Consider the following 24,093-nt stretch of genomic DNA (forward strand, 5'->3'; position numbering starts at 1 on the left):
GAGGATCTGCTCCGGATCTTCGGCATAAATCGGGCCTGAACAGCCCAACCACGTGAATGAACGAAGCCGGGCCCCTGTCCCCACAGGCCCGGCTTTCGTCTGTCACCTGAGCACTGGCTCGATGTCCGTCGGGTCGAAGATCGGCCCGTTGGACGCGGGCTTGATGACGACCGCGCGGAAGACCTTGAGAACGGCGGCGCGCTGCTGCTCGATCGTCAGCTTCTCCCACCGCTCTCGTATGTCGATGGGGCCGGCCACGAAGGTCGCGGCCTCGGCCCGGTGCAGGGCACGCTCCCGGTGCAGCCCTGCGATCTGCTTCTCCAGGTCCTCGGTGTGCGCGATGTAGCGCGCGGCCGACATGCGCTTCTCCTGCCACGCCTGCTTGAACTCGGCCATATCCCTTTCCAGGGAGGCGAGTTGCTCCTCCTTGGTCCATTCTGGTGCACGCGCCTGCACGTTCGCCAGTGCCTTGTCCGAGCTGAGGAACACGGCGTTTCTGATGAGGCGGTCGACCGGTTCACCCGCCCTGGCCACTCCCCCGCATCCCCCGTCGTTCTTTCCGGGGCACGCGTACCTGAACTGCGAGGACGTCTTCGACTTCCGGTACGACGGGAAGGCCCGCATCTTGGTGCCGCATCGTCCGCACCGGGCGATGCCGGAGAGCAGGTATTTGGTGGCGTAGTCCCGTACCGTCCGCCCCTCCGACTCCTGTCGGATCTTCTCCATGAGCAGATACCACTCGTCCGGGGTGATGGCCGGCTCCCAGTCGCCGACCACCGGCTCTCCGTGCTCGTCCAGGAACAACTCCCCCTGGTGCATGCGGTAGCCACAGATCCGCGGATTCATCAGCATCCGCTTGATCTTGGAGTCGTCGAAGAAGCCTCCGCTGTGCGACCTGACTCCGTTGTCTCGCCACTCCCTTGCGATCGTCGCCCAGCGGACCCCGCCGAGGAAGTCCTTGACCGCCTTGCGGAGGTTCTCCGCCTCGTCCGGAACCAGCGTCCTGCGGTCCTCGCGGTTCCAGCCGTACGGCGCCCGGCCGCCGGGCAGCTTCCCCTGCGCGGCCAGCTCCAGGTGCTTGCGCTTCGTACGCCGTGACGTGTCCGCCGAGGACTTGTTGGCGATGGTGACCTTGATGCGCGCGATGAAGCGCCCGTTCTCCGTGGACAGGTCGATGTCCGACGCCGACACGGAGTCGAAGACGAGGCGGCGCTTGCGACGCTCGCCCTCCTCGTACTCGTCGATCCACGCTTCGAGTTCGCGCGGCTGGCGCGTGAAACGGTCGATGTCCCAGGCGACGACTCCGTCGATCCGTCCGGCCTTGAGGTCCTCCAGCATCTGCCGGAACTCCGGGCGTACGGTCTTGCGCTTGTACGCGGACAGGTCGTTGTCCTCGTAGACCCTGGCGACCTCCCAGCCTCTGGCGGCGCAGTGCAGGCGACAGTCCTGCTCCTGCCGCGCGACACCGAGACCCTCGGCCTCGTCGTCCTTGCTGATCCGGGTGTAGATGCCTACCTGTACGGCCCCGGAGGCCCCCCGACGTGCTGCCATGCGCCGGATCGTCGCACACCGGGATTGATTACATCAACCGCTGTTCTCAGCCCCCCACACGCCATATCTGTTTCTCGTCGTCGGCTTCCCGAACTCCAGGCCGTAAGTGGCAGACTGCATCCATGACGACTCACAAGAACCTGCTCGGCGGCCCGGAGCCGACGTACCTCCCGGAGAACGAAGAGGCGTACCGCCTCCTGGGCGAGGAGTCCCAGCCTCCGGCCGAGGTCGCGGCGAAGTACCCTACGTTCTCGCTCGCATGGGCCATGCTCGCCGACGACGCCTTCGAGGCCGGGCGAGTGGTCGAGTCGTACGCGTACGCGCGCACCGGCTATCACCGCGGTCTGGACGCACTGCGTCGGGCCGGCTGGAAGGGCCACGGGCCCATCCCTTGGGACCACCGAGCCAATCGCGGGTTCCTGCGCTGCCTCGCCGCCCTCGCTCGTGCCGCCGGCGAGATCGACGAGAAGGACGAGTCGGAGCGTTGCTGGCAGTTCCTCAAGGACAGCAGCGCCGAGGCGTACGCCGAGCTGAAGCGGTAGTCACCACGACAAAGACGACTGTGCCGCCGTCACTCAGGAGGCGACGGCGGCACTCAGTGCACAACCACATGTAGCACCCTTCTCCCAGGGGACCGGGCCATGGCCCTTCCAGCCGCTGCGGCGCAGGGCGTCCAGACCGCGGTGGTAGCCCGTTCGGGCGTACGACTCCACGGCCGCCTTCCGCTCGAAGGCGTCGTCGGCCAGCTGCGCCCAGGCCAGCGACGACGCCGGGTACCGCGCCGCCACCTCGGCCGGCGAGGTCCCCTTCGCGAGGAGCTCACGGGGCTCGGGGTCGTCGGGGAGGTGCGTGGGCGGCGGACCGCCAAGGAGGTTTTCGTGAATGGTCATGGGGTCCAGTCTGCTGCATGGTCCGTGATCGGTAACGACTGCTCCCGGCCAGGGCGGAACGGCCCCTTCCACAGCTCACGAAGCCGGACCGGTACCGGAGGCCGCACCCCCGCGGCCCGTCTCCAGCGGCGGTGTCGTCACGCTGCCGTGGGTGCGGCACTCGGGCCGGCGGCAGCCCGGAGCCGGGCGGCGGACGGTCGTGAAGGCGAGGACCGCCCCCGCCACCAGGACCGCCGCGCAGATGGGCATGGCCCGGCGGAACGCGGCGTCGAAGGCGTCCGCCGAGCGGTACGCCTCCGGGCCCATCCCGGCCAGCAGCGGCAGCGCGGCCACCGCGATCAGGCCGGCCGCGCGGGCGGCGGCGTTGTTGATGCCGCTGGCCAGTCCGGCGCGGGAGGTGTCCACCGAGGCGAGCACGGTGGCGGTGAGCGGGGCGACCAGGGTCACCATGCCCGCGCCCATGACCAGCAGGGCCGGCAGCACGTCCGTGAGGTAGTCCGCCCCCTTTCCGACCCGCAGCATCAGCAGCAACGCCACCGCGCACAGCAACGGCCCCACGGTGAGCGGCAGGCGCGGCCCGATGCGGTCCGCGAGGGCGCCCGAGCGGGCCGAGAACAGCAGCATGAGGGCGGTCGTCGGGAGCAGGGCGGTGCCCGCCTCCAGTGGTGAGTAGCCGGCCACCACCTGGAGTTGCAGGGCGGTGAGGAAGAAGAAACCGCCGAAGGCCGCGTACACGCACAGGGTGACCAGGTTGACGGCGGTGAACTGGCGGGAGGCGAAGATGTCCGGCGGCACCATCGGATCGCGGCGGTGCTTCTCCACGTACACGAAGGCGACGGCGGCGAGCACGCCCGCGGCGGCGGTCAGGGCGACGGCCAGGGTGCCGCCGCGGGCCTCGATCAGGGCGTACGTCACCAGGGCCAGGGACAGGGCGCCGAGGGCCGCGCCCAGGACGTCGAAGCGGCCGTGCGCGGGGCCCGCACTGGACTCGGGGACGTGGCGCACGGCGATGGGAGCGCAGACCAGGGCCACCGGGACGTTGAGCAGGAACACCCACCGCCAGCCGGGCCCGGCCACCAGCCAGCCGCCGAGGAACGGGCCGACGGCCGCGCCGATACCGCCGAACCCGGACCACAGGCCCACGGCCCTGCCTCGGTCGTCCGGGTGGAAGGAGGCCTGGATGAGGGCGAGCGAGCCGGGGGTGAGGAGGGCGCCGCCGATCCCTTGCAGGGCGCGGGCGGCGACGAGGACGCCCGCGTTCGGGGCGAGGCCGCACAGCAGGGAGGCGGTGGCGAACCAGACGACGCCGAGCACGAAGATCCTGCGGCGGCCGTAGCGGTCGCCGAGCGAGCCGCCGAGGAGGATCAGGCCGGCCAGGGTGACCATGTAGGCGTTGACCGTCCACTGGAGCGCGGCGAGGTTCGCGTCCAGGTCGCGGCCGATGCGGGGCAGGGCGACGTTGACGACGGTCGAGTCCAGCATGGCCATGCTGGAGCCGAGCACGGTGGTGAGCAGGATCCAGCGGCCGGTGGGGCTGGAGATCCTCACGGCGGGGGCGTGCTGTGCGGCGACAGCCATGAGGGGATCATCCCGCGCCGGCCGGCTCCAGGCCAGGCGAAGGGACGGACGAGCTGCGGACGGACGGACGACGGGCCCGGTGCCGAAGCACCGGGCCCGTCGCAGGGAAACCGGGAGTTACTTGATCTTCGTGCCGGTCGAGCGGAGGTTGCCGCAGGCCTCCAGCACGCGCTTGGCCATCGACGCCTCGGCCACCTTGCCCCAGGTGCGCGGGTCGTAGGTCTTCTTGGAGCCGACCTCGCCGTCGACCTTGAGGACGCCGTCGTAGTTCTTGAACATGTGGTCGGCCACGGGGCGCGTGAAGGCGTACTGGGTGTCGGTGTCGATGTTCATCTTCACCACGCCGTTCTCCAGCGCCGTGCGGATCTCCTCCTCCGTGGAGCCGGAGCCGCCGTGGAAGACGAAGTCGAACGGCTGGCTGCCGGCCGGGCGGCCGAACTTCGCCGCGACGCCCTCGTTCAGCTCCTTCAGCAGGTCGGGGCGGAGCACGACGTTGCCCGGCTTGTACACGCCGTGCACGTTGCCGAAGGACGCGGCCAGCAGGTAGCGGCCCTTGTCGCCCAGGCCCAGGGCCTCGGCGGTGCGGATCGCGTCGTCGACCGTGGTGTACAGCTTGTCGTTGATCTCGTGGGTGACGCCGTCCTCCTCGCCGCCGGTCGGGGTGATCTCCACCTCGAGGATGATCCTGGCGGCGGCGGTGCGGACGAGCAGCTCCTGGGCGATCGCCAGGTTGTCGGCAAGGGTCTCCGCGGAACCGTCCCACATGTGGGACTGGAACAGCGGGTTGCGGCCGCCCTTGACGCGCTCCTCGGAGATCGCGATCAGCGGACGCACGTACCCGTCGAGCTTGTCCTTCGGGCAGTGGTCGGTGTGCAGCGCGATGTTGACGGGGTACTTCTCGGCGACGATGTGCGCGTACTCGGCCAGGGCGACGGCGCCGGTGACCATGTCCTTGCTGTACTGGCCGCCCAGGAACTCCGCACCACCCGTGGAGATCTGGACGATGCCGTCGCTCTCCGCCTCCGCGAAGCCGCGCAGGGCCGCGTGCAGGGTCTGGGAGGAGGTGACGTTGATGGCCGGGTAGGCGAACTTGCCTGCCTTCGCCCGGTCGAGCATCTCGTTGTAGACCTCGGGGGTTGCGATGGGCATCTGTCCGCTCCTTGTATGTGCGGGGTGCGTTCTGCGTACTTACGGCCCTGACCTAGGGAGTGACGTCATCGTCGGCCCCATCTTCGCAGACGTTGACGGATGTGTCGGACACCCTGCCCGGCCGATGGACGACCGGGTCGCGCACACGGACTCGGGGCTGTCTCAGTCCAGTCCCAGGTCGTCCTTCGAGTACGCGAAGACGTACGGCACACCGGCGCCCTCATTGATCTTCTCGGCCGCGCCCGTGGCCCGGTCGACGATCGTCGCCACGGCGACGACCTCGGCGCCGGCCTCCCGCACCGCCTCGACGGCGGCGAGCGGAGAGCCGCCCGTGGTGGAGGTGTCCTCCACCACCAGGACGCGGCGGCCCTTGATCTCCGGGCCCTCCACACGCCGTTGCAGACCGTGGGCCTTGGCGGCCTTGCGGACCACGAAGGCGTCCAGCCTGCGCCCGCGCGCGGCGGCGGCGTGCAGCATCGAGGCCGCGACGGGGTCGGCGCCCATCGTCAGGCCGCCCACCGCGTCGAAGTCGAAGTCGGCGGTCAGGTCCAGGAGCACCTGGCCGACCAGCGGAGCCGCCTCGCCGTCGAGAGTGACGCGGCGCAGGTCGACGTAGTAGTCGGCCTCCAGGCCGGACGACAGCGTCACCCTGCCGTGCACCACGGCCTTGTCCTTGATCTGCTGCAGCAGCTCGCCGCGAACGTCGCTCATGACAGCCAGCTTAAACGCGGCGCCAGGTCCAGGTCGTCGAGGCCTCCAGCGGTTCCAGCGGAGTGACCAGGCGCGGGAGGGTGTTCAGTCCGTCGGGCGGGCCGGTCTGCGGTTCCACGCACACGGCGGCCTGCTGCTCGTCGTAGACGACGACCCACTCCTCACGGCTGGTCACCCTCAGCTCCAGTTGGCCGGGCCAGGTGAGCGTGACGTCGACGCCGCCGGGCATGCCGAAGCAGTCGTCCCAGGGGCCGGGCTTGGGCTCGACGCGGTGACCGGTGGGCAGGTGGTCGTCGCCGCGCTCCTCCTGCCAGGCGGGCCGGAAGTCGACGCGGACGTCCTGGGCGCCGGCTCCCCCGAGGTTGCGGTGGAACCACGGGTGCCAGCCGATCTGCGCCGGGAAGGACGACTCGTACGTCTCCACGGACATCGTCAGGGTCAGGGCGTCCTCGGTCAGGGCGACGAAATGGGTGACGCGGCCGGGGTAGGGCCAGGGGTCGACGAGGTCGTACGTGATCACCGCCTCGCCCGCCGAGGTGCGGGCGGTGCGCCAGGCACCGTCGCGGGCGGTGCCGTGGATGGCGTGCGGTGGGGAGTTGAGCGGCATCTGGTGGACGGTGGCGCCGTCCCGGAAGCGGCCGTCGCGGATCCTGCCGCACCAGGGGACCATCGGGAAGCAGCCGAACCGCTCTCCTTGACGGAGCAGTTCGAGGCCGCCGACCCGCAGACTCCCGACGCGCCCGCCGTTCCCCGGCTGCACGACCGCTTCCGCGTCGCCCGCGGTCAGCGTGATGTCTTCGTTACTCACCCCACGAGGCTACTTGTCCGATCAAGACGGCGTTCCGCGTCACGGTCGAGCGAGTGGACCGAGCGGGTGGATCGAGCGGAGTGCGAGGGACAGGGCTGGGGCAGCGCCGGGTCGGCCCAGCGGTGGGCGGGGCCGGCGGAAGCGGTCAAGCGGGGCGGGGACGGGGGCGTGACGCCCTGGGGGGCGGGGACGGGCGCCGCCACAGGCGCCGCCCAACCGGGCGTGGGCCCGGAAAAGGTGAGCGGAGCAGGAACGGGGGCGCCCAGTGGAGGCTGGGCCCGGCGGAGACGGTCAGCGAGGCGGAGTCGGGGGCGCCCGGCAAAAGGTGGCCCGGCGAAGATGGGCAGCGGAGCGGGAGGCGCGTAACGGCCTCGGTGCGGAGCCGAGGTGGCGCTCAGCGACGGCGCCTCAGGGCCCGGCCCACGACGATCACCGACGCCACCACCAGCGCCGCCGCAGGCGCCGCCCAGCGAAGGGTGGGACCGGCGGAGACGGTCAGCGGGGCGGGGACGGGGGCGTAACGGCCGCGCGGCGGGGCATGGTCCACCTCCTCGGCGCTGCGCCCGATCATCGTGCGCCGCGCGTGCGCCGCCTCGGCGGGCGGCTCGGCGGCCTCGGTGAAGTCCTCGGAGACGGGGGGCTCGTCGTCCTCGTCCTCCTCGTCGGCCAGCGGGTCGAGGGCGGAGGGCGGAACATCGGCGTCGAAGACGGAACCGCGCCCGCCAGGCCCGGCCGGGCGCGCCTCGCCTTCGTCCCCGAGCGGCGGGGCCGGGGCGTCGTCCGCGTCCGGAGCGGCCTCGAAGTCACCACTCGCCAACGGAGCAAAGTCCTCCGTCGCCTCTTCGGCCAGCCCCACCACACCATGGGCCCCGGGCGCCTCGGGCCCGGCGTCCTGCGACTCGGGGGCTTCCGGCTCGGAGGCTTCTGCCTCGACATCATCCGCCCCGGCGGCAGCCGGCCCCGCAGCCGCTTCCGTGGACAGGCTTTCCGCGAAGCGGTTCAGGAGGCGGGTCGTGGCGGTGTGTACGGAGTCCGGGGGCAGCTCGGTGACGCGGCCTTCGGCGGAGGCCGTGCCCTCGAAGGTGAGGGTGGAGCCGTCGTCGGTGTCGCGGAGGCGGAGCGTGAGCGTGAATTTCACCGAGCCGGTGCCGCGGGACTCGGTCGCGTCGCCCTCGACGGCGTAGGAGCCGTCGTCGAGCGCGCGGACGCGCAGCGTGCCGCGGTAGGTGATGGAGTGGCCGCCGATCCGCATCTTGAGCCGGCCGCTGACGGGCTCGCCGCCCGCGTCCTGCTGGAGCCCGGGAACCGCCCGGGCAACCCGCGCGGGATCGGCGAGCGCCATCCGCAGCCGCCGAACCGGAACCGGAACGAACACCTCGTGCTCCATGTCAGCCGAGGGTACCCAGTGCCGCCCCCGATTACCCCCCCCTCGCCCAGAACCCGTCCCCCTCACACCGCACAGGCCGGCGGCGGGCCCGGATCAGTCCGCGTACCGGGGGTGGACCAGCGTCGAGGGCTGAAGGCCGGGGACGCGGGTGCGGGCCGCGTCGCGGGCGGCCGCCGTGAGCGACGCCGGCGTGAGCGTTCGGGGAGCGGGGGCCCGCGGGTCCAGACGGAGGGCGGGCGGCATACGGGCCGCCAGGACGAAGCCCCAGTCGCGGGTGACACGCGGGGCGCCGGCCGTACGGTCGGGCCCGGCGGCGAACCCGGCGTCGCGGCCGTCCACGCGGTACGGCAGGGTGCGCAGTCCGGCGGCCCGGACCGTGGCCTCCACCGTCCAGAACACCCGGGGCCGGGAGGAGACCGGCCCGGCGTGCGCCACCAGCCGCCCGCCGGGCGCCAGGGCCCGCCGGGCCAGGCCGTAGAACTCCTGCGCGTACAGCTTCGTGCTCGCCGTGATGCCCGGATCGGGCAGGTCCTCGATCACCACGTCGTACGCCGCCGCCGGCGCCCCGCGGAGCCAGTCGAAGGCGTCGGCGGTGCTCACGTGCACCCGCCGGTCGTCGAAGGCGTGCTCGTCCAGCCCCGCCAGTACCGGGTCGCCGCGCGCCAGCCGGACGAGGGCCGGGTCGCGCTCGACGACGTCCACCCGCTCGACGCCGGGGTGCCGCAGCACCTCGCGCGCGGCGAGCCCGTCGCCGCCGCCGAGGATCAGCACGCGCGCGTGCGGCCCGGTCATCGCGGGGTGGACCAGCGCCTCGTGGTAGCGGCGCCCGTCGCGGCCGCTGACCCGCAGCCGCCCGTCGAGGAACAGGCGCAGCGGACGGCCCGGGCCGCCGCCGGTGAGGACCACCTCCTGCTCGCCGGTCCGCAGGGCCACCCGGACGTCCCCGCCGTACATCGCCTGCCGCGCGGCCCGTTCGAAGTCGCCGACCAGGGCGGTGAGGGAGGCGAGCAGACCGAGCACGGCGAGGTTGGCGACGATCAACAGCCAGCGGCCGCGCGGGGTCAGGTCCCGCGGGAACAGGCCGAGGACGAGGACACCGCCCGCCACGGCGTTGACGGCGCCGGTCACCAGCGCCCCGGTCAGCTGCCCCAGCAGCGGCAGCAGGAGGAACGGGAAGGCGAGCCCGCCGACGAGCGCGCCCACGTAGTCCGCCGCGAACAGGTCGGCGACCGCGCCGCCCGCGTCCTGGCGGCGGATCCGCTGGATCAGCTCCATCAGCAGCGGCACCTCCGCCCCGATCAGCAGGCCGATCGCCAGGGAGAAGGCGACCAGCAGGCAGCGCGGGCCGTCCGCCCACATGCCGCCCCAGCCGCCGGTCCAGGCGAACACCGCGTACAGCGCCATGGCACTGCACCCGCCCACCAGCGCGAGCGCCGCCTCGATCGCGCCGAAGGCGACGGCGGCGTGCCGGCGCAGCCGCTTCGCGGCGAGCGAGCCGATGCCCATCGCGAACACCATGACGGACAGCACGATCGACGCCTGGGTGACCGAGTCGCCGATCAGGTACGAGGCCAGCGCCACGAGTTCGAGCTCGTACACGAGTCCGCAGGCCGCGCAGACGAAGACGCCCGCGAGGACGAGGAACCGGCCGGTTCCCGGCCGGACGGGCAGTAGCGCGGGGCCGCTGAAGGACGGCGCCGCGCCGGGCGGGGCCGGGGCGTGCGGGGCCGGGGCGTGCGGTTCGATCACACCCGTGACGTTACGTCACCGCAGCGGGACGCTTCGTCACCCACACGTGTGGAAAAGGAAGTTGTCGCGCTTCGCATGTTTACCCGCGCTCAACTCGCTCCTGCCAGCGCTGAACAGCGCACCCCCACCCTCGTCCGGGTCGTCACCAACTGGCCGTCCTGCGGGTAGGCGTGCCAGGTCCGCCAGTGCACCTGGCCGTCGTGCCACTGCGCCAGCATCGCGGTGAACGCGTTCGGGCTGCCCGGGAAGACCCCCGCCAGACCGTTTGGATGGTCGGAGACGAGGGCCAGCAACTCCTGGGCGCGGCCGGTGAACGACCCCGGCGAGAGGAACTCGACACGGGCGGCGAACTCGTACTCCCAGTCGTCGGCCCGCTTGGCGACGCCGAGCGGCAGGGGTGTGCTGGAGCCCGGGATGCACGCCACGGTCTCCGAACAGCTTCCCCGCTCCTCCTCGAGGAGCACCTGGTGGGATGCGCCGAGAAGTCTCAACTGGAGTTTCGCACCGGTCAGTTCGAGGTCCAGGGTGGCAAGTGCGGGCAGCGGCTCGCGTCCCAGGGCCCAGGCGAGGTCGGCCGCGCGCGTGTCGGTGTAGGAGGTGTTCAGGGTCGTGAGCATGGATCGGCTCCGCTAGCACGCAAAGAAAAAGAAGGCAGGAACGGGCCGGCACGCCCCGGTGGGCACGGGGACAACGGCCCGGCTCAGCCCAGCTCGGGAGGGGGGTGTGCGAGACGTCCGAGGGGCTGCGTCGGTAGAGGCAATCATGAACAGCGGTTCCGTCACAGGGTTTTTACCCAACTTCGTGCGGTTTCCATCCCTCAGAGGGCCCCACAGCTCAACTGTTCAACCCTGGCATGCGCCAGGGCGTACGCGCGGGGCCGGCGCACCCGCCGGGGACTGCCTCCCGGCGGGCGCCGGCCCGGATGCGGTTCCCCCCACGGAGCCCGGCCGCCCCGGATCAGCTGCCCTGATCAGCGGCCCGGATCAGCGGCCCGGATCAGCTGCCTCCCCCGCATCCGCCTCCGCCTCCGCACGACGACCCTCCGCCGCACGAGGAGTTGCCCCCGCAGGAGTGACCCCCACACGAGTGGTGACCCCCTCCCGAGTGACCCCCTCCCGAGTGATGGCCGCCGCCGGACGAGCAGCTACTGCCGCCGCCATCCGACCCGGCCCACCAGCCGGCGCCCCCGGCGCTCGCGCTGCCCCCGACCGACCCCGTGCGCCGGCCTCGGTACGACGTGGCAAACCGGTCGCGGCGGGCCTTGCGGCGCCCCGCCGCCACGGCGGTCACGCACAACACCGCGATCACCGCCAGGACGATGCCCAGAACCATGGCGTCCTCCCTCCGATCCCCGGGACCCCGCCGACCGCGCCCGAGGCCGTTCCCCGGACGCCTCCGGACGTTCCCGGGGCGTTCCGCCGAAGCGGCCCCCCGTGGGCGCCTCGCAGCGTGCACGGGAGATGCCCGGCCGCCGGACCGGCCAAAGCACACTTGAGGAAGTTCTGAGGGTCAACTCAAAGAAAAGACCCCTGACCTGCACAGATTGGCAGATCAGAGGCCGTACGAAGCCACAGAAGCCGCCGTCCCGGCGCGGGGCCCGGCGGTCTGCGGCAGGCGCCCGCTCATCGGGGACGGGGATGCTTTCAGCCCTCCTTGGCGAGGGCCCGGACGAAGCGGGCCGCGTCGATGGTGCCGACACCGGTCGCCATGTCGTAGCCCTTCGCCGCGGTGTGGCCGGTGACTCCCGCGTAGCTGTTGTTCGTGCCGTCCTTCGCATCCACGATCCCGTTGGACGGGTTCCGCGAGGACTGCGCGGACAGCGAGTACAGCGCCTGGTGGATGTCACCCAGCCGGTGTCCGGCGACCTGGTCGGCCAGGGCCACGATGCCCGCAAAGAGCGGGCTGGCCGCACTGGTGCCACGGTAGACATCCCAGCCGACCCGCTTCGGGTCGTAGCTGGAGTACACCCATGCGCCGCCGTTCATCGCGGCGGACATCGAAACGTCGGGGGTGCCGCGGCGGTCGCCGACCACCTGCTCGACCCCGTTCTGGTACGAGGGACGGGCGAAGACAGGGGACAGGCCGCCGCCGCTCGCGCCGTCGTCGTTGTAGACACTGTCCGGCGCGATGCGGTCGCCCTTGGCATCCAAGTGCAGCTGGGTGCCGCCGACCGAGACGACCAGCGGGTCGGAGGACGGCCAGGAGTTGGCACGGTACGGGTAGTCGGCCTCGCCGTTCGCGGTGGGGCTGGTGGCTCCGTCGTCGCCGGAGGCGGCGAGGACGGTCACACCGCGCCTGGCCGCGTCCTTGAAGGCGTACCGCAGGTTCTCAATGCTGGAGAAGTCACCGCTGCGGAAGCCGGGGAAGGTGTTCTCCGTCGCGCCGAAACTCTGGCTGATCACATCGCCCACACCGCGGTCGATGAGCGACTTCTCGGCGTCCATCATCTCTCGCAGGCCGGTGGTGCCGTCCCCGCTCTGGTTGACCCCGGTCTCCACCAGGACGATGCGCGCGTCCGGGGCGACGGCATGCGCCATCTCCACGTCAAGAGTGCTCTCCCCGGCCCAGAAGTTGTGGTCCCCGTTGGCGGGGTCGAAGGGCGGGACGGCACCCCACTTGACCACGTCGACGTGGGTGCTCTTCATACCGAACCGGGCGCTGTAGACATCCAGGTCATGCTGGATGGTCGGCGAACCGAAGGAATCCACGATCACGATCGTGCGCCCCTTGCCGGTGACTCCCGCCCGGTACAGCGGGTTCAGGTTGTACGCCCGCTGGAACTGGGTCGGGGTGTAACAGGAGATCTGCCACTTCGCCTGGCACTGCTCGGTGGTCAGCAAGCCGCGGGCCGTGTTCTCCGATTGCTGCCCGGCTGCTGCCGGCACGGTCTTGACTCCTTGCACAGAATGCACGGGTGCGGCGGCCGCAGAACCGGACAAAATAGGTGATATCAGTGCGACATTGGCGAGGGCTGTGACCCCGGCCACTGCGACCGCGATGCGGCGTCGCGCACGAACTCCGCGCATGGCTAATCCCCTTGCAAGGTGAGACCCCCACTCGACAGTTGCCGCAATCCCACCGCGAGGCCATGCGCAGAGCAAGTACTTGCCCCTGTGCGACTTCTCACTGATGTGCTGCTTGTCACTGTTGTCCGATTCAGGGCCGTACGGCCATGCCGAGCGCGCAAAGTACGACCCGGGTGGCATATCGAGACCCGCAAGTCGCCCCCGTTCTCGTGCAGCTGTAGCCGGGTGCCAACTCGACCTTCAAGGGCCGGGGTTGCCTCGCGCACGGGTGGTGACGGCTGACCCGGCGTCCGCTCAACCTGCTAGTCAGGTTCATGCCACACTCAGGAGGCCCAGCTCGCGGGCGTAACTGACTCGGAGTGCGCATGGATCCGCTTCCGCCCTCGACCGAAGCGCCGCCGATCCCGTGATGGTGGTTCGGGTACCGACGCAGGTGCGAATCGGTGAAGCAGAGTTGAGGAAGTCCAGAGCTTGGACGGAGGATGGCCGGCATGACCTCCAGCGCACGCCCGCTCCTCAACCGCCGGCTCGCCGAGTTCGGGACGACCGTCTTCGCCGAGATGTCCGCGCTCGCCGTGCGGACCGGGTCGATCAACCTGGGGCAGGGCTTCCCCGACACCGACGGACCCGAGGAGATCCGGGAGGCGGCCGTCCGCGCGCTGCGCGACGGGCGGGGCAACCAGTATCCGCCGGGCCCGGGCATCCCCGAGCTGCGCACGGCGGTCGCGGAGCACCAGCTGCGGCGGTACGGGCTCTCCTACGACCCGGACACGGAGGTGCTGGTCACGGCGGGCGCCACCGAGGCGATCGCGGCGGCGCTGCTCGCGCTGCTGGAGCCCGGCGACGAGGTGATCGCCCTGGAGCCGTACTACGACTCGTACGCCGCCTGCATCGCGATGGCGGGCGGGAAGCGGGTGCCGGTGACGCTCCGGCCGCACCAGGAGGGTGCCGGGTTCCGGCTCGACCTGGACGAGCTGCGCGACGCGGTGACCCCGCGGACCCGGCTGCTGCTCCTGAACACCCCGCACAACCCGACCGGCACCGTCCTCACCCGCCCCGAACTGGCCGAGATCGCCCGGCTCGCCGTCGAGCACGACCTGCTCGTGGTGACGGACGAGGTGTACGAGCACCTCGTGTACGACGACGCCGAGCACATCCCGCTCGCCACGTTCCCCGGCATGCGCGAGCGCACGGTGAGCATCTCGTCGGCGGGCAAGACGTTCTCGTTCACCGGTTGGAAGGTCGGCTGGGTCACCGCCGCCGCTCCCCTGGTCACGGCGGTCCGCTCGGCGAAGCAGTTCCTGACCTACGTGAGCGCCGGGCCGTTCCAGTACGCGGTCGCCGAGGCACTCGCCCTCCCCGACAGCCACTTCACCGGCTTCCGCGAGGACCTGCGCGCCAAACGCGACCTGCTCGCCACCGGCCTGACCGAGGCGGGCTTCGAGGTCTTCCGCCCCCGGGGCACGTACTTCATCACCACCGACATCGCCCGGCTCGGCGAGAAGGACGGCATCGCCTTCTGCCGCGCCCTGCCCGAACGCTGCGGCGTGGTCGCCATCCCCAACGCGGTCTTCTACGACGACCGGGAGGCGGGCCGCACCCAGGTCCGCTTCGCCTTCTGCAAGCGGACGGACGTCCTGCAGGAGGCCGTCTCCCGCCTCCGGAGCCTGTGAGCCGGGGTGCGCGCGGGCCCTGGTCCGGCACGGCCCTGGATGCGCGCGGTCCCCGGTCCGCACGGGGAAGAGCCCGGTCCCGGTACGCGGCCAGTCGTGGCCTGCGTCCCGGGCCGGGCTCCCGTCCGGCTACGGCACGTATCTGCGCGCGTTCACACGGACACCGCTGTGCGCGATCGCCGAGGGACTACTCCTCGTCGTTGTCGTCCTCGGGCTTGTCCGCCTCGTTGATCTCCTGCTCGAGGCCGAGCTGCTCGACGAGCCACCGGTCGAACTCGATGGCGGCCCGCACCCAGCTGACCGTCGAGGAGACGAAGTGCTCCAGGCTCACGCCCATGCCGATCAGCATCTGCGCCTCGCCGATGAGGCGGACGGTGCCGTCGTCGTGGGTGTGGCTGTACACCTTGGGCCACAGGGTGCGCCGGTTCCAGTCGTCAATGGACTCCAGCAGCTGCGGCTTCTCGTCGATCTTGTGGGGCCGGTCGTAGAACGTCCGCACCGAGAAGACCTGCTGGTCGGCCTCGCCGCGGAACATGAAGTACGTACGGAACTGCTCCCACGGCGCCGCGAGGTCGCCCTCGTCGTCGACGACGTACTTGAGCTCCATCTGGTCCAGGAGCTGCTTCACGAGGTCCTGATCCGGGACGACGGGGCCCGCCGCTCCTTGGGGCTGCGGCTCGGGCTGGCCCCCGAAGTTCGGAATCGAGGACGGGTCGATGCTCACCGTGTTTTTCCCTTCGTACGGATCTCGCCATCCTCCCTCATGCGGGGAGGGGGGTGGCAAGCCCTCCGGGAGGCTGTCAGCCCTGGGCTGACACGATCCGGCCGTCAGGTGGACGTCCGGCAAACGGAGGTGGGAGGTCATGACGCGGACACGGGGCGGGACGAAGGGACTGTGTCCTTCCTCGCCGCTCTCGCGGGCATCGTGCTGTCCGCCTCCGAGTACCCACTGAGCGGCGGACCCACGGAGATCCCCGCACCGGCCCGACACGGTTCCCGGCGTTCACGGTGTGACGCGGTCCGCCACCCACCGTGGTGGCGGACCGCGCCGGGGCTCACAGCGTCTTGCCGGTCGCCGGGCCCACCAGCAGGCCCTCGCCGAAGCGGTCGACGCGGACCGTGTCGCCGTCCTTGATCTCGCCGGCCAGGATCTCCTTGGCGAGGCGGTCGCCGATGGCGGTCTGGATCAGGCGGCGCAGCGGGCGGGCGCCGTAGGCCGGATCCATGCCCTCCTCGGCGAGCCAGGCCAGGGCGTCGGGGGTGACGTCCAGGGTCAGGCGGCGCTCCGCCAGGCGGCGGGCGAGCCGGTCGATCTGGAGCCCTGCGATCCGGCTCAGCTCCTCCTTCCTCAGGGCCGAGAAGACCACCAGGTCGTCCAGCCGGTTGAGAAACTCCGGCTTGAAGGAGACGCGGACCGTCTCGAGGACCTGCTCCTTCTTCTCCTCCTCGCTCGTCAGCGGGTCGACCAGGTACTGGCTGCCCAGGTTCGAGGTCAGCACCAGGATGGTGTTGCGGAAGTCGACCGTGCGGCCCTGACCGTCCGTCAGGCGGCCGTCGTCCAGCACCTGCAGCAGGATGTCGAAGACCTCCGGGTGCGCCTTCTCCACCTCGTCGAGCAGCACCACGCTGTACGGGCGGCGGCGCACCGCCTCGGTGAGCTGGCCGCCCTCCTCGTAGCCGACGTAGCCGGGCGGGGCGCCGACCAGCCGGGCCACGCTGTGCTTCTCGCCGTACTCCGACATGTCGATGCGGACCATGGCCCGCTCGTCGTCGAAGAGGAAGTCGGCGAGCGCCTTGGCGAGTTCGGTCTTGCCCACGCCGGTCGGGCCGAGGAAGAGGAACGAGCCCGTCGGCCGGTCCGGGTCCGCGATGCCGGCCCGGCTGCGGCGTACGGCGTCGGAGACGGACCGGACGGCCTCGGCCTGGCCGATGAGCCGCCTGCCGATCTCCTCCTCCATGCGCAGCAGCTTCTGCGTCTCGCCCTCCAGCAGGCGGCCGGCCGGAATCCCGGTCCAGGAGGCGACCACGTCGGCGATGTCGTCGGGGCCGACCTCCTCCTTGACCATGGTGTCCTTGGCAGCCTCCTCCTCGGCCTGCGAGGCGGCCTCCAACTCCTTCTCCAGGTCCGGGATCTCGCCGTACAGCAGCTTGGAGGCGGTGTCGAAGTCGCCGTCGCGCTGGGCGCGTTCGGCCTGGCCGCGCAGGTCGTCCAGCCGCTCCTTCAGCTCGCCGACCCGGTTGAGGGCCTGCTTCTCCTTCTCCCAGCGGGCGGTCAGGCCGCGCAGCTCCTCCTCCTTGTCGGCGAGGTCGCGGCGCAGCTTCTCCAGCCGCTCGCGCGAGGCCGCGTCGGTCTCCTTGTCGAGCGCCAGCTCCTCCATGCGCAACCGGTCGACGCCGCGCTGGAGTTCGTCGATCTCCACCGGTGAGGAGTCGATCTCCATCCGCAGCCGGGAGGCGGCCTCGTCGACGAGGTCGATCGCCTTGTCGGGCAGGAAGCGGGAGGTGATGTAGCGGTCGGACAGGGTCGCGGCGGCCACCAGCGCGGAGTCGTTGATCTGCACCTTGTGGTGGGCCTCGTAGCGGCCCTTGAGCCCGCGCAGGATCGCGATGGAGTCCTCCACGCTGGGCTCGGCGACCAGCACCTGCTGGAAGCGCCGCTCCAGCGCCGGGTCCTTCTCGATCCGCTCCCGGTACTCGTCGAGCGTCGTGGCGCCGACCATGCGCAGCTCACCGCGGGCCAGCATGGGCTTGAGCATGTTGCCGGCGTCCATCGCCGAGTCGCCGCCGGCGCCCGTGCCGACGACGGTGTGCAGTTCGTCGATGAAGGTGATGATCCGGCCGTCGGAGTCCTTGATCTCCGCCAGTACGGTCTTGAGCCGCTCCTCGAACTCGCCGCGGTACTTCGCGCCCGCGACCATCGCCCCGAGGTCCAGCGCCACCAGCCGCTTGTCCTTCAGGGACTCGGGAACGTCGCCCTTGACGATCCGCTGGGCGAGCCCCTCGACGACGGCGGTCTTGCCGACGCCGGGCTCGCCGATGAGGACCGGGTTGTTCTTGGTGCGGCGCGACAGCACCTGCACGACACGGCGGATCTCCTGGTCCCGGCCGATCACCGGGTCGAGGCGGCCCTCGCGCGCCGCCGCGGTGAAGTCCGTGCCGAACTTCTCCAGGGCCTTGTACTGGCCCTCGGGGTCGGGTGTGGTCACCCGGCGTCCTCCCCTCGCCTTCGAGAAGGCGTCCTGAAGCTTCCTGGCATCGGCGCCCTGCCCGGACAGTACCTCGCCGGCCGCGCCGCCCTTCGCGGCGATGCCGATGAGCAGGTGCTCGGTGGACAGGTACTCGTCCCCGAGGTCCCGCGCCCTGCTCTGCGCGTCCGCGATCACGGCGAGCAGTTCACGGTTGGGCTGCGGCGGCGCGACCGTGGACCCGGTCACGCTGGGCAGTGACGCGAGCACGCGCTCGGCGCCGGAGCGGACGGAGGCCTGGTCGGCCTCGACGGCCGACAGCAGGTCGATGATGTTCTCGTTGTCCTGCCCCTCGAGCAGCGCGAGGAGCAGGTGGGCGGGGGTGAGGTCGGGGTGCCCCTCCCGGACGGCCCGGTTGCCGGCCGCGTTGATCGCGTCACGGCTCCTGTTGGTCAGCTCGGCGTCCACGGTCGCTTCTCTCCTCCTTGACGAGCGCTCTCTGCCACATCTCCCAGTCCTGACTCAGTCAGCGTACACAAACTTGAGTCTATTCCACTCAAGGTCGGAGCGGGAGCTTTCCCGGAGAAGGGGGTTCGCGGCTCGCGGGGTGCCGGGCGGGTTAGGTTGCGACTCATGGCCACCACCACGTACGCCCTCGACCCGGGCGCCCCCGACGCGTCGTATCTCGGCTTCTGGCGGGAACGGCACCTGTGCACGCTGACCACCCTGCGCCCGGACGGCACCCCGCACGTCGTTCCCGTCGGGGTGACCTATGACCCGGAGGCGCGGCTGGCCCGGGTGATCACGAACAAGGCGAGCGCGAAGGCGGCACACGTCCTGGCGGCCGGCCCGCAGGGCGCGCCGGTCGCGGTATGCCAGGTGGACGGGCGGCGGTGGGCGACGCTGGAGGGACGCGCGTTCGTCCGCACGGAGCCGGAGCGGATCAGGGAGGCGGAGCGGCGGTACGCCGAGCGCTACGAGCGGACCCCGGGGCCCAACCCGTCCCGTGTGGTGATCGAGATCGAGCTGACCCGGGCACTGGGGCGCGGCTGAGCGGCGCTCTTTTTCAGCCAGTGATCGAATCCGCCGATACCCGGAGATTTCCAGGGAAAACTACAGCGGCGTCACCGTGTTCAGGTCACGGTGACGCCGCTGCGGGGGGAAGCACCTGAGCGATCTGTTACGACGGGGGAATCGCGTCAGGCACTGCGGGGGGTGGCGGTGACAGTCCTGAGGGCCGAGGGTTCCACTGCCACCTGGCGGTGGTCCCTCTGGTCCAGGTTCACAAAGATCATTCCGTAACGGACGGCACACCGTACGGGCTGCGGCGCCCCCCGAGGCCGCCGCAGACACCGGTACGCCCGTACGTCTCCGTCCTCGTCCCGCGTAACGACGACCGGCTCACCGAAGACGGCCACCATCAACGAGTCACCGCTGTGGGGGAGGGCGGTGACCAGGTCGATGAAGTGCCAACCGGAGCGGTAGGCGGTGGCCATCTCGCGGCGGAAGGAACGGTCGTCGGGTGGAGTGGTCACGTCAGCCCCCAGAACTCGTTGCCGAATCCGCAGGAGTTGTGTTCACGGCCACCGCCGGCCACTTGCTGTCCGCTCGGTCGTCGACCTTCTTCTCCATCTGGCCGCTCAGCGCCACGAGGGCCACAGCAGCGGAGAAGGTGGCGACAAGTATCGAGCGAAGCACTCTCTTGCCCATAGTCGGCTTCATCCTCACTTGAAGGTCCCCTCTTCCCCCGTCGGAATACGACGATGGCTCATTCAGGCACGTCATGGCCACACAATCGGTGCATCATGTTCCTGCACGTTCAGGACCCTGGGGGGTGGAGATTTGACAATGAATCGGACTAACGAGACACATCCCCACGGGGTGACCGAGATGTGCGACGAAGGTGGCCGACTTTATGCGAGCGCCCTGCGCTCCGGGCGCATCTCCCGCGCCGACGCCGAACCGGCCCCGTGTCTCATGGAGTTCGCCCTGCTCCATCCCGATCCCGACGATCCCGACTGGCTGCGCCCCGTCCCACCGGGCATCGCGCTGGCTCGGCGTCTCGGTCCGCTCGAGCGCGAGATCGCCGAGCGCCGACGGCGGTCGATCGAACTGTCCGATGCATTCGAGCCGTTCCTCTCACTCAGCGCGCAGACGACATCGGCCACCCACGCCATAACGGTCCTGGAGGGCAGCGGCCGGATCAACACCGCACTCGACCTGGCCACGTCCCAATGCCAGGTCGAGATGCTCACCGTCCAGCCGAGCAACCGTTTCACGGAGCGGACCATCCTGCAGGGCCTGGAGCGTGACACGGCGCTGGTCGACCGCGGCGTGCGCATCCGCACCCTCTACCAGCACACGGTCCGCTACAACCTCGAACAACTGGCTTACGTGGACCAACTCGCCAACGGCAAGGTGGAGTACCGCACGATCGACGAACTGGTGGAACGCCTGATCATCTGCGACGAGACGGTCGCCTTCATCCCCACCCGGGACGATCAGCAGGTCGCGCTGGAGCTACGTCATCCGGGACTGGTCCGGTACCTGATCAAGGTCTTCGAGTTCATGTGGAACCGCGCGGTCCCGTTGAGTGCCGGCGCCCCCTACGAAACGGCCCCCGACGGCATCACGGAGATCCAGCACTCCATCGCCAAGCTCCTCGTCGAGGGCCACGTCGACGAGGCCATCGCGCGTCGGCTGGGCATGAACGTGCGCACCTGCCGTGCCCACATAGCCAAGCTGGCCACGGCTCTGGGCAGCGGCAGCCGGGCCCAACTCGGTTACCTCATCGCCCAGTCGGGGATTCTGGAGCAGGACCACTGACGGCGAGGGGACACATGTCGTGACGTCGGCACCGCATCCGGACCACCGGCCGGAGGACCTGTGCTCCCCGGGCACGGCACTGTACGAACGAGCCCTGCGCCACGGGCAGGTGACCGCCCGGGAGGCCACCGTCGCACCCTGCCTGGTCGACTTCGGCCTGCTGCACCCCTCGGTCGCCGACACGAGCCGGCTCGAACCGGTGCCGCCCGCCGCCGTCCTGCACCGGCTCCTCCGGGGCTCCGCCGAGCGCATCGCCGAGGAGCGACGCCGCGAGGAGCGGCTGACCGAGAGGTTCGCGACGCTGATGCGCGTCGACGGACCGCGCACCGCCGGGCCGGACTCGCCGGTGCTCAGACTCCTCAGCGGTACCCGCCGGATCAACCAGGCCATCACCGAGACCATGGCCGAGGCGAGCCGGGAGCTGCTGTGCGTGCAACCGCACGCGGGCCTCGTCGGCCGACGCGTCGAGGAGGCCCGGGCCGTGTCGCTGGTGCGCGACCAGGCACTGCTGGACCGAGGTGGCCGCATCCGCACCCTCTACCAGCACACTCTGCGTCATGTGCCCTCGGTGCCCGCCTATCAGGAGCGGTTGACCGGCGACGTCGAGGCCCGCTCCCTCGACGAGGTCACCGCCCGCCTCGTCCTCGTCGACCGCCGGGTCGCCTTCATCCCCGCCAACGGTGACGCCACCCTCGCGCTCGAAGTGCGCCACCCGGCTCTCGTGGGGTACTTCGCCACCACCTTCGACCGGCTGTGGCGGCTGGCCACCCCCATGTACCCACTGACCGTCCGACAGCCGTCCGCGGACGGCGTCACCCCCCGCCAGCGCGCCATCGCCGGCCTCCTCGTCGAGGGTCACACGGACGCCGTCATCGCCGACCGCCTCGGCATGAACGTACGCACCGCCCGTGAGCACATCGCCAAGCTCGCCGCCACCCTCGGCAGCGGCAGCCGGGCCCAGTTGGGCTACCTCATCGGGCAGTCGGGAATTCTTGACCCGGAACCGTGAACGGCCCCACCACGGCGGTGCGCGGCGGCCCGTCCAGCCCCGCCTGGGCGATCCGCACGCCCAACTGCGTACGGCTGGCCGCGCCCAGCGTCTCCGACAGCCGGGCGATGTGGGCCCGGCAGGTGCGGACGCTGATGCCCAGCCGCTCGGCGATCACCGCGTCCTGGTGTCCCTCGGCCAGCAGCGCCGCGATGGACCGCTCGCGGTGGGAGATGCCCTCGATGCCCGTGTCCGGCAGCGGCGCGGTCAGCGGGATCGCCAGCCGCCAGAGCCGTTCGAAGACCGTCCCCAGGTACTCCACCAGCGCGGGATGGCGCAGTTCCAGCGCCATGGTGCGGTCGGCGTTGGCGGGCACGAAGGCGACCGTGCGGTCGAAGAGGATCAGCCGGTCGATCACCTCGTCCAGCGTGCGCGCCTCGACCGCGTCGCCCATCAGCTCCAGGTAGTTGAGCAGCCCCTGGCCGTGCCGGGCCACGTGCGTGTACAGGTCCCGCATCCGCACCCCGCGCCCGCGCAGCGCCAGTGCGCGGTGCAGCCCCTCGGACAGCTCGTGCTCGCGGCGGATGCCGCCCGGCTGGACGGTCAGCACCTCGGTGGTGCACGCCTCGGTCGCCTCGTCCATGGCCGCCTGGATGCGGGACAGGCCGTCCAGGACCCGGATCGCCGTGCCCTCCACGGCCGCGGCGGACACGCGCACCTGGCGGCCCAGCCCGGCGTACCGCTCGACGGCGGCGACCACCGAGCCCACCCGCCGGTGGCTCTCACTGACCTCGTCGTACATCCCGCGCAGCAGCCGGGTCATGACCTCCTGCGGCGCGGTCGGCACCAGGAAGTCCATGTCGTCGGGGTCCGGGTGCAGCAGGGCGAGTTCAAGCAGGCAGGGCGCCGGCTCGGCGAGCCGGCGCGGCACCCGGCCCCGTCGTACGGCCCGGGAATACACGTGCTCGCCGGCCTCGCACAGTCGCTCGGCACCGTGTGGATGCTCCGCCGTCCCGTGCCCGGTCATGCCCCATCACACCCCCGGTCTCCGCGTCTTCCGCAGCGCAACTATGCGCGGCGCGGACCGGCTGTGCAACACGGCTCCTACCGGCACGACCCCCGAAAACCAGCGGTTTCGACCGGTGTGCACCAACCTCCACTTGACGGACTGCAACGTGGCCGGAACCGACTGTTGAACCCGAACGGGTCCGGCCCGCATGGGAGTTACTTCAGAAGACCGATCGCCACGCAGGCCTCCCGGTACTTCGCGGTGCAGATGTCGGCCACCTTGTAGATGTCGTCATCGATGACCGTGTCCTTGATGTTGTTCTTCGTCAGGGCGACCACGGAGACCAACTGGGCCGGAATGTCCTTGTGGGTGGGGCTGCTGACCCGGTCCCGGGTGAGGGAGTCGAACTGGATCTCCTTGCCCTGGACCTTGGCGACCGCCATCTGAGCGGCGGTCTCGGCCTCCGTCGGGTAGGACTTGTACACGCTCATGTACTGCTTGCCGGTGACGATCCGCTGCACGGCGTCGAGTTCGGCGTCCTGGCCGGTGATGAACGGCAGGTCGGTGATGCCCGCCGCCTTGAAGGCCTTGATGACGCCGCCCGCCATGCCGTCGTTGGCGGAGTAGACGGCGTCGATGTTGTCCGGGCCGAGCGAGGCGAGCGCCTGGGCCATGTTCGCCTCGGCGTTCTCGGGCTTCCAGTCCTTGGTGTCGTAGGACTTGGCGATCGTGACCTTTCCGTTGAGCTGGGAGAGCGCGCCCTCCTTGAACTGCTTGGCGTTCGGGTCGGTGGGCGAGCCGTTGATCATGACGATCTTGTCGGTGGTGTCGACGCCGGAACCCAGTGCCTCGAGCAGGGAGCGGCCCTGCACCTCGCCCACCAGTTCGTTGTCGAAGGAGATGTACGCGTCGATCGGGCCCTCGGAGAGCCGGTCGTAGGCGATGACCGGGATGCCCGCGTCCTTGGCCTTCTGCACCATGTCGGCGATGGCGTGCGAGTCGACGGCGTCGAGCAGGATGACGTCGACCTTGTTGTCGATCATCCGCTGCATCTGGCCGGCCTGCCGGCCCGCGTCCGCGTCCGCGTTGGCGTACTCGACCTTGCCCTGGTTCCGGGTCAGGGCCGCGACCTTGTCCTTGATGATGGGGTAGTCGAACTTCTCGTACCGGGTGTTGGCCGTCTCCGGCAGCAGCAGACCCACCGTCAGGTCGTTGCCCTTGGTCGGGCTCGCGTCGCTGCTGCTCCCCGACCCGCCGAGCGCCCCGCAGGCGGCGAGCGAGAAGGTCAGCGTGGGCGCGACCACGGCTATGGCGATACGACGCATCGAGGTGCTCACTTCTGGTGCCTTCCGGACGTGGGCGCAGCATTGCGACCCAGGTGACTGAAAAGCCAACGCGGAGGCGACCACCGGCGTCAAGCGGAACCACTTAACGAGATGGCAACACAACGCTCCGCTGTGCCTGTGAAGACCTTGCGGAGCCTTGCGGAATCGCCTCCAAACGCCCTTTACGGGCCCCCCACTCGACGGCCGCCCACCACCGGGCCAAGATCCGTACAACCAA

At 70.7% G+C, this 24,093-nt stretch carries 20 protein-coding genes; 5 read left to right on the plus strand and 15 right to left on the minus strand.

All coding sequences use genetic code 11. The features are described 5' to 3' along the window. Nucleotides 1-102: 102 nt before the first annotated feature. The gene (locus ABZ818_RS32485) at nt 103-1,551 is read right to left on the minus strand and encodes a recombinase family protein (RefSeq protein WP_361422578.1); all 1,449 of its coding nucleotides are present in this window, start codon (nt 1,549-1,551) and stop codon (nt 103-105) included. Between the two features lie 122 nt (nt 1,552-1,673). Between ABZ818_RS32485 and ABZ818_RS32490 the strand changes: the two genes are divergently transcribed. Beyond that, nucleotides 1,674-2,093, plus strand: a complete 420-nt coding sequence (locus ABZ818_RS32490) for a DUF3151 domain-containing protein (RefSeq protein WP_361422581.1) — start codon at nt 1,674-1,676, stop codon at nt 2,091-2,093. Nucleotides 2,094-2,126: 33 nt separating this feature from the next. Here ABZ818_RS32490 and ABZ818_RS32495 read toward each other — a convergent pair whose 3' ends face one another. From ABZ818_RS32495 to ABZ818_RS32535, 9 genes are all read right to left on the minus strand, one after another. Further along, nucleotides 2,127-2,441, minus strand: coding sequence for a DUF3151 domain-containing protein (locus ABZ818_RS32495; protein WP_361422584.1), 315 nt, complete (start codon nt 2,439-2,441; stop codon nt 2,127-2,129). A gap of 75 nt (nt 2,442-2,516) precedes the next feature. Continuing rightward, nucleotides 2,517-4,019: an MFS transporter gene (locus ABZ818_RS32500; RefSeq protein ID WP_361422587.1), complete on the minus strand. Its 1,503-nt coding sequence runs from the start codon at nt 4,017-4,019 to the stop codon at nt 2,517-2,519. A 117-nt stretch (nt 4,020-4,136) separates the two neighbouring features. After that, nucleotides 4,137-5,168, minus strand: a complete 1,032-nt coding sequence (fbaA, locus tag ABZ818_RS32505) for a class II fructose-bisphosphate aldolase (protein ID WP_361422590.1) — start codon at nt 5,166-5,168, stop codon at nt 4,137-4,139. Nucleotides 5,169-5,330: 162 nt separating this feature from the next. Beyond that, nucleotides 5,331-5,879, minus strand: coding sequence for an orotate phosphoribosyltransferase (gene pyrE / locus ABZ818_RS32510; RefSeq protein ID WP_361422593.1), 549 nt, complete (start codon nt 5,877-5,879; stop codon nt 5,331-5,333). Between the two features lie 10 nt (nt 5,880-5,889). Continuing rightward, entirely contained in the window at nt 5,890-6,687 is a 798-nt protein-coding gene (locus tag ABZ818_RS32515; protein ID WP_361422596.1) for an aldose 1-epimerase, read from the minus strand. Nucleotides 6,688-7,081: 394 nt separating this feature from the next. After that, nucleotides 7,082-8,074: an SRPBCC domain-containing protein gene (locus tag ABZ818_RS32520; protein WP_361422599.1), complete on the minus strand. Its 993-nt coding sequence runs from the start codon at nt 8,072-8,074 to the stop codon at nt 7,082-7,084. A 93-nt stretch (nt 8,075-8,167) separates the two neighbouring features. After that, nucleotides 8,168-9,823, minus strand: coding sequence for a polyamine aminopropyltransferase (locus ABZ818_RS32525; protein WP_361422602.1), 1,656 nt, complete (start codon nt 9,821-9,823; stop codon nt 8,168-8,170). A gap of 89 nt (nt 9,824-9,912) precedes the next feature. Then, nucleotides 9,913-10,440 carry a DUF2617 family protein gene (locus ABZ818_RS32530; RefSeq protein WP_361422605.1) on the minus strand — a complete coding sequence of 176 codons (528 nt, stop codon included), beginning with the start codon at nt 10,438-10,440 and terminating at the stop codon, nt 9,913-9,915. 1,026 nt (nt 10,441-11,466) lie between these two features. Next, the gene (locus tag ABZ818_RS32535; RefSeq protein ID WP_361422608.1) at nt 11,467-12,708 is read right to left on the minus strand and encodes a S53 family peptidase; all 1,242 of its coding nucleotides are present in this window, start codon (nt 12,706-12,708) and stop codon (nt 11,467-11,469) included. A gap of 623 nt (nt 12,709-13,331) precedes the next feature. Here ABZ818_RS32535 and ABZ818_RS32540 point away from each other — a divergent pair. Beyond that, nucleotides 13,332-14,522 carry a pyridoxal phosphate-dependent aminotransferase gene (locus tag ABZ818_RS32540; protein WP_361422611.1) on the plus strand — a complete coding sequence of 397 codons (1,191 nt, stop codon included), beginning with the start codon at nt 13,332-13,334 and terminating at the stop codon, nt 14,520-14,522. A gap of 187 nt (nt 14,523-14,709) precedes the next feature. On the opposite strand, the gene ABZ818_RS32545 is transcribed toward ABZ818_RS32540, so the two are convergent. After that, on the minus strand, nt 14,710-15,246 hold the full coding sequence (locus ABZ818_RS32545; protein ID WP_361422614.1) for a YbjN domain-containing protein: 537 nt from the start codon (nt 15,244-15,246) through the stop codon (nt 14,710-14,712). Between the two features lie 331 nt (nt 15,247-15,577). Next, entirely contained in the window at nt 15,578-18,175 is a 2,598-nt protein-coding gene (clpB, locus tag ABZ818_RS32550) for an ATP-dependent chaperone ClpB (protein WP_361422617.1), read from the minus strand. A gap of 165 nt (nt 18,176-18,340) precedes the next feature. Here clpB and ABZ818_RS32555 point away from each other — a divergent pair, with 165 nt between their 5' ends. After that, nucleotides 18,341-18,760, plus strand: coding sequence for a TIGR03618 family F420-dependent PPOX class oxidoreductase (locus ABZ818_RS32555; protein ID WP_361422620.1), 420 nt, complete (start codon nt 18,341-18,343; stop codon nt 18,758-18,760). A 146-nt stretch (nt 18,761-18,906) separates the two neighbouring features. Here ABZ818_RS32555 and ABZ818_RS32560 read toward each other — a convergent pair whose 3' ends face one another. Further along, nucleotides 18,907-19,242, minus strand: a complete 336-nt coding sequence (locus ABZ818_RS32560) for a hypothetical protein (protein ID WP_361422623.1) — start codon at nt 19,240-19,242, stop codon at nt 18,907-18,909. Nucleotides 19,243-19,555: 313 nt separating this feature from the next. On the opposite strand from ABZ818_RS32560, the gene ABZ818_RS32565 reads away from it, so the two are divergent. Beyond that, entirely contained in the window at nt 19,556-20,533 is a 978-nt protein-coding gene (locus ABZ818_RS32565; RefSeq protein WP_361422626.1) for a helix-turn-helix transcriptional regulator, read from the plus strand. 19 nt (nt 20,534-20,552) lie between these two features. Beyond that, nucleotides 20,553-21,542, plus strand: a complete 990-nt coding sequence (locus ABZ818_RS32570) for a helix-turn-helix transcriptional regulator (protein ID WP_361422629.1) — start codon at nt 20,553-20,555, stop codon at nt 21,540-21,542. Here the strand turns inward: ABZ818_RS32570 and ABZ818_RS32575 are convergent. Beyond that, the gene (locus tag ABZ818_RS32575) at nt 21,505-22,548 is read right to left on the minus strand and encodes a helix-turn-helix transcriptional regulator (RefSeq protein ID WP_361422632.1); all 1,044 of its coding nucleotides are present in this window, start codon (nt 22,546-22,548) and stop codon (nt 21,505-21,507) included. The genes ABZ818_RS32570 and ABZ818_RS32575 overlap by 38 nt on opposite strands. A 197-nt stretch (nt 22,549-22,745) precedes the next feature. Then, nucleotides 22,746-23,855 (minus strand): substrate-binding domain-containing protein, encoded by a 1,110-nt coding sequence (locus ABZ818_RS32580; RefSeq protein WP_361422651.1) that lies wholly within the window; start codon nt 23,853-23,855, stop codon nt 22,746-22,748. Nucleotides 23,856-24,093: the final 238 nt, after the last annotated feature.

The organism is Streptomyces sp. NPDC047453 (assembly GCF_040643155.1).
GTDB lineage: Bacteria > Actinomycetota > Actinomycetes > Streptomycetales > Streptomycetaceae > Streptomyces.

Bases quoted from the DNA above. Each gene is read 5' to 3' on its own strand.
- ABZ818_RS32555 (WP_361422620.1), top strand. From the start codon at position 18,341: ATGGCCACCACCACGTACGCCCTCGACCCGGGCGCCCCCGACGCGTCG.
- fbaA (WP_361422590.1), bottom strand. From the start codon at position 5,168: ATGCCCATCGCAACCCCCGAGGTCTACAACGAGATGCTCGACCGGGCG.
- ABZ818_RS32565 (WP_361422626.1), top strand. From the start codon at position 19,556: ATGAATCGGACTAACGAGACACATCCCCACGGGGTGACCGAGATGTGC.
- ABZ818_RS32485 (WP_361422578.1), bottom strand. From the start codon at position 1,551: ATGGCAGCACGTCGGGGGGCCTCCGGGGCCGTACAGGTAGGCATCTAC.
- ABZ818_RS32490 (WP_361422581.1), top strand. From the start codon at position 1,674: ATGACGACTCACAAGAACCTGCTCGGCGGCCCGGAGCCGACGTACCTC.
- ABZ818_RS32530 (WP_361422605.1), bottom strand. From the start codon at position 10,440: ATGCTCACGACCCTGAACACCTCCTACACCGACACGCGCGCGGCCGAC.
- ABZ818_RS32575 (WP_361422632.1), bottom strand. From the start codon at position 22,548: ATGACCGGGCACGGGACGGCGGAGCATCCACACGGTGCCGAGCGACTG.
- ABZ818_RS32520 (WP_361422599.1), bottom strand. From the start codon at position 8,074: ATGGAGCACGAGGTGTTCGTTCCGGTTCCGGTTCGGCGGCTGCGGATG.
- ABZ818_RS32580 (WP_361422651.1), bottom strand. From the start codon at position 23,855: ATGCGTCGTATCGCCATAGCCGTGGTCGCGCCCACGCTGACCTTCTCG.
- ABZ818_RS32540 (WP_361422611.1), top strand. From the start codon at position 13,332: ATGGCCGGCATGACCTCCAGCGCACGCCCGCTCCTCAACCGCCGGCTC.
- ABZ818_RS32495 (WP_361422584.1), bottom strand. From the start codon at position 2,441: ATGACCATTCACGAAAACCTCCTTGGCGGTCCGCCGCCCACGCACCTC.
- ABZ818_RS32500 (WP_361422587.1), bottom strand. From the start codon at position 4,019: ATGGCTGTCGCCGCACAGCACGCCCCCGCCGTGAGGATCTCCAGCCCC.
- pyrE (WP_361422593.1), bottom strand. From the start codon at position 5,879: ATGAGCGACGTTCGCGGCGAGCTGCTGCAGCAGATCAAGGACAAGGCC.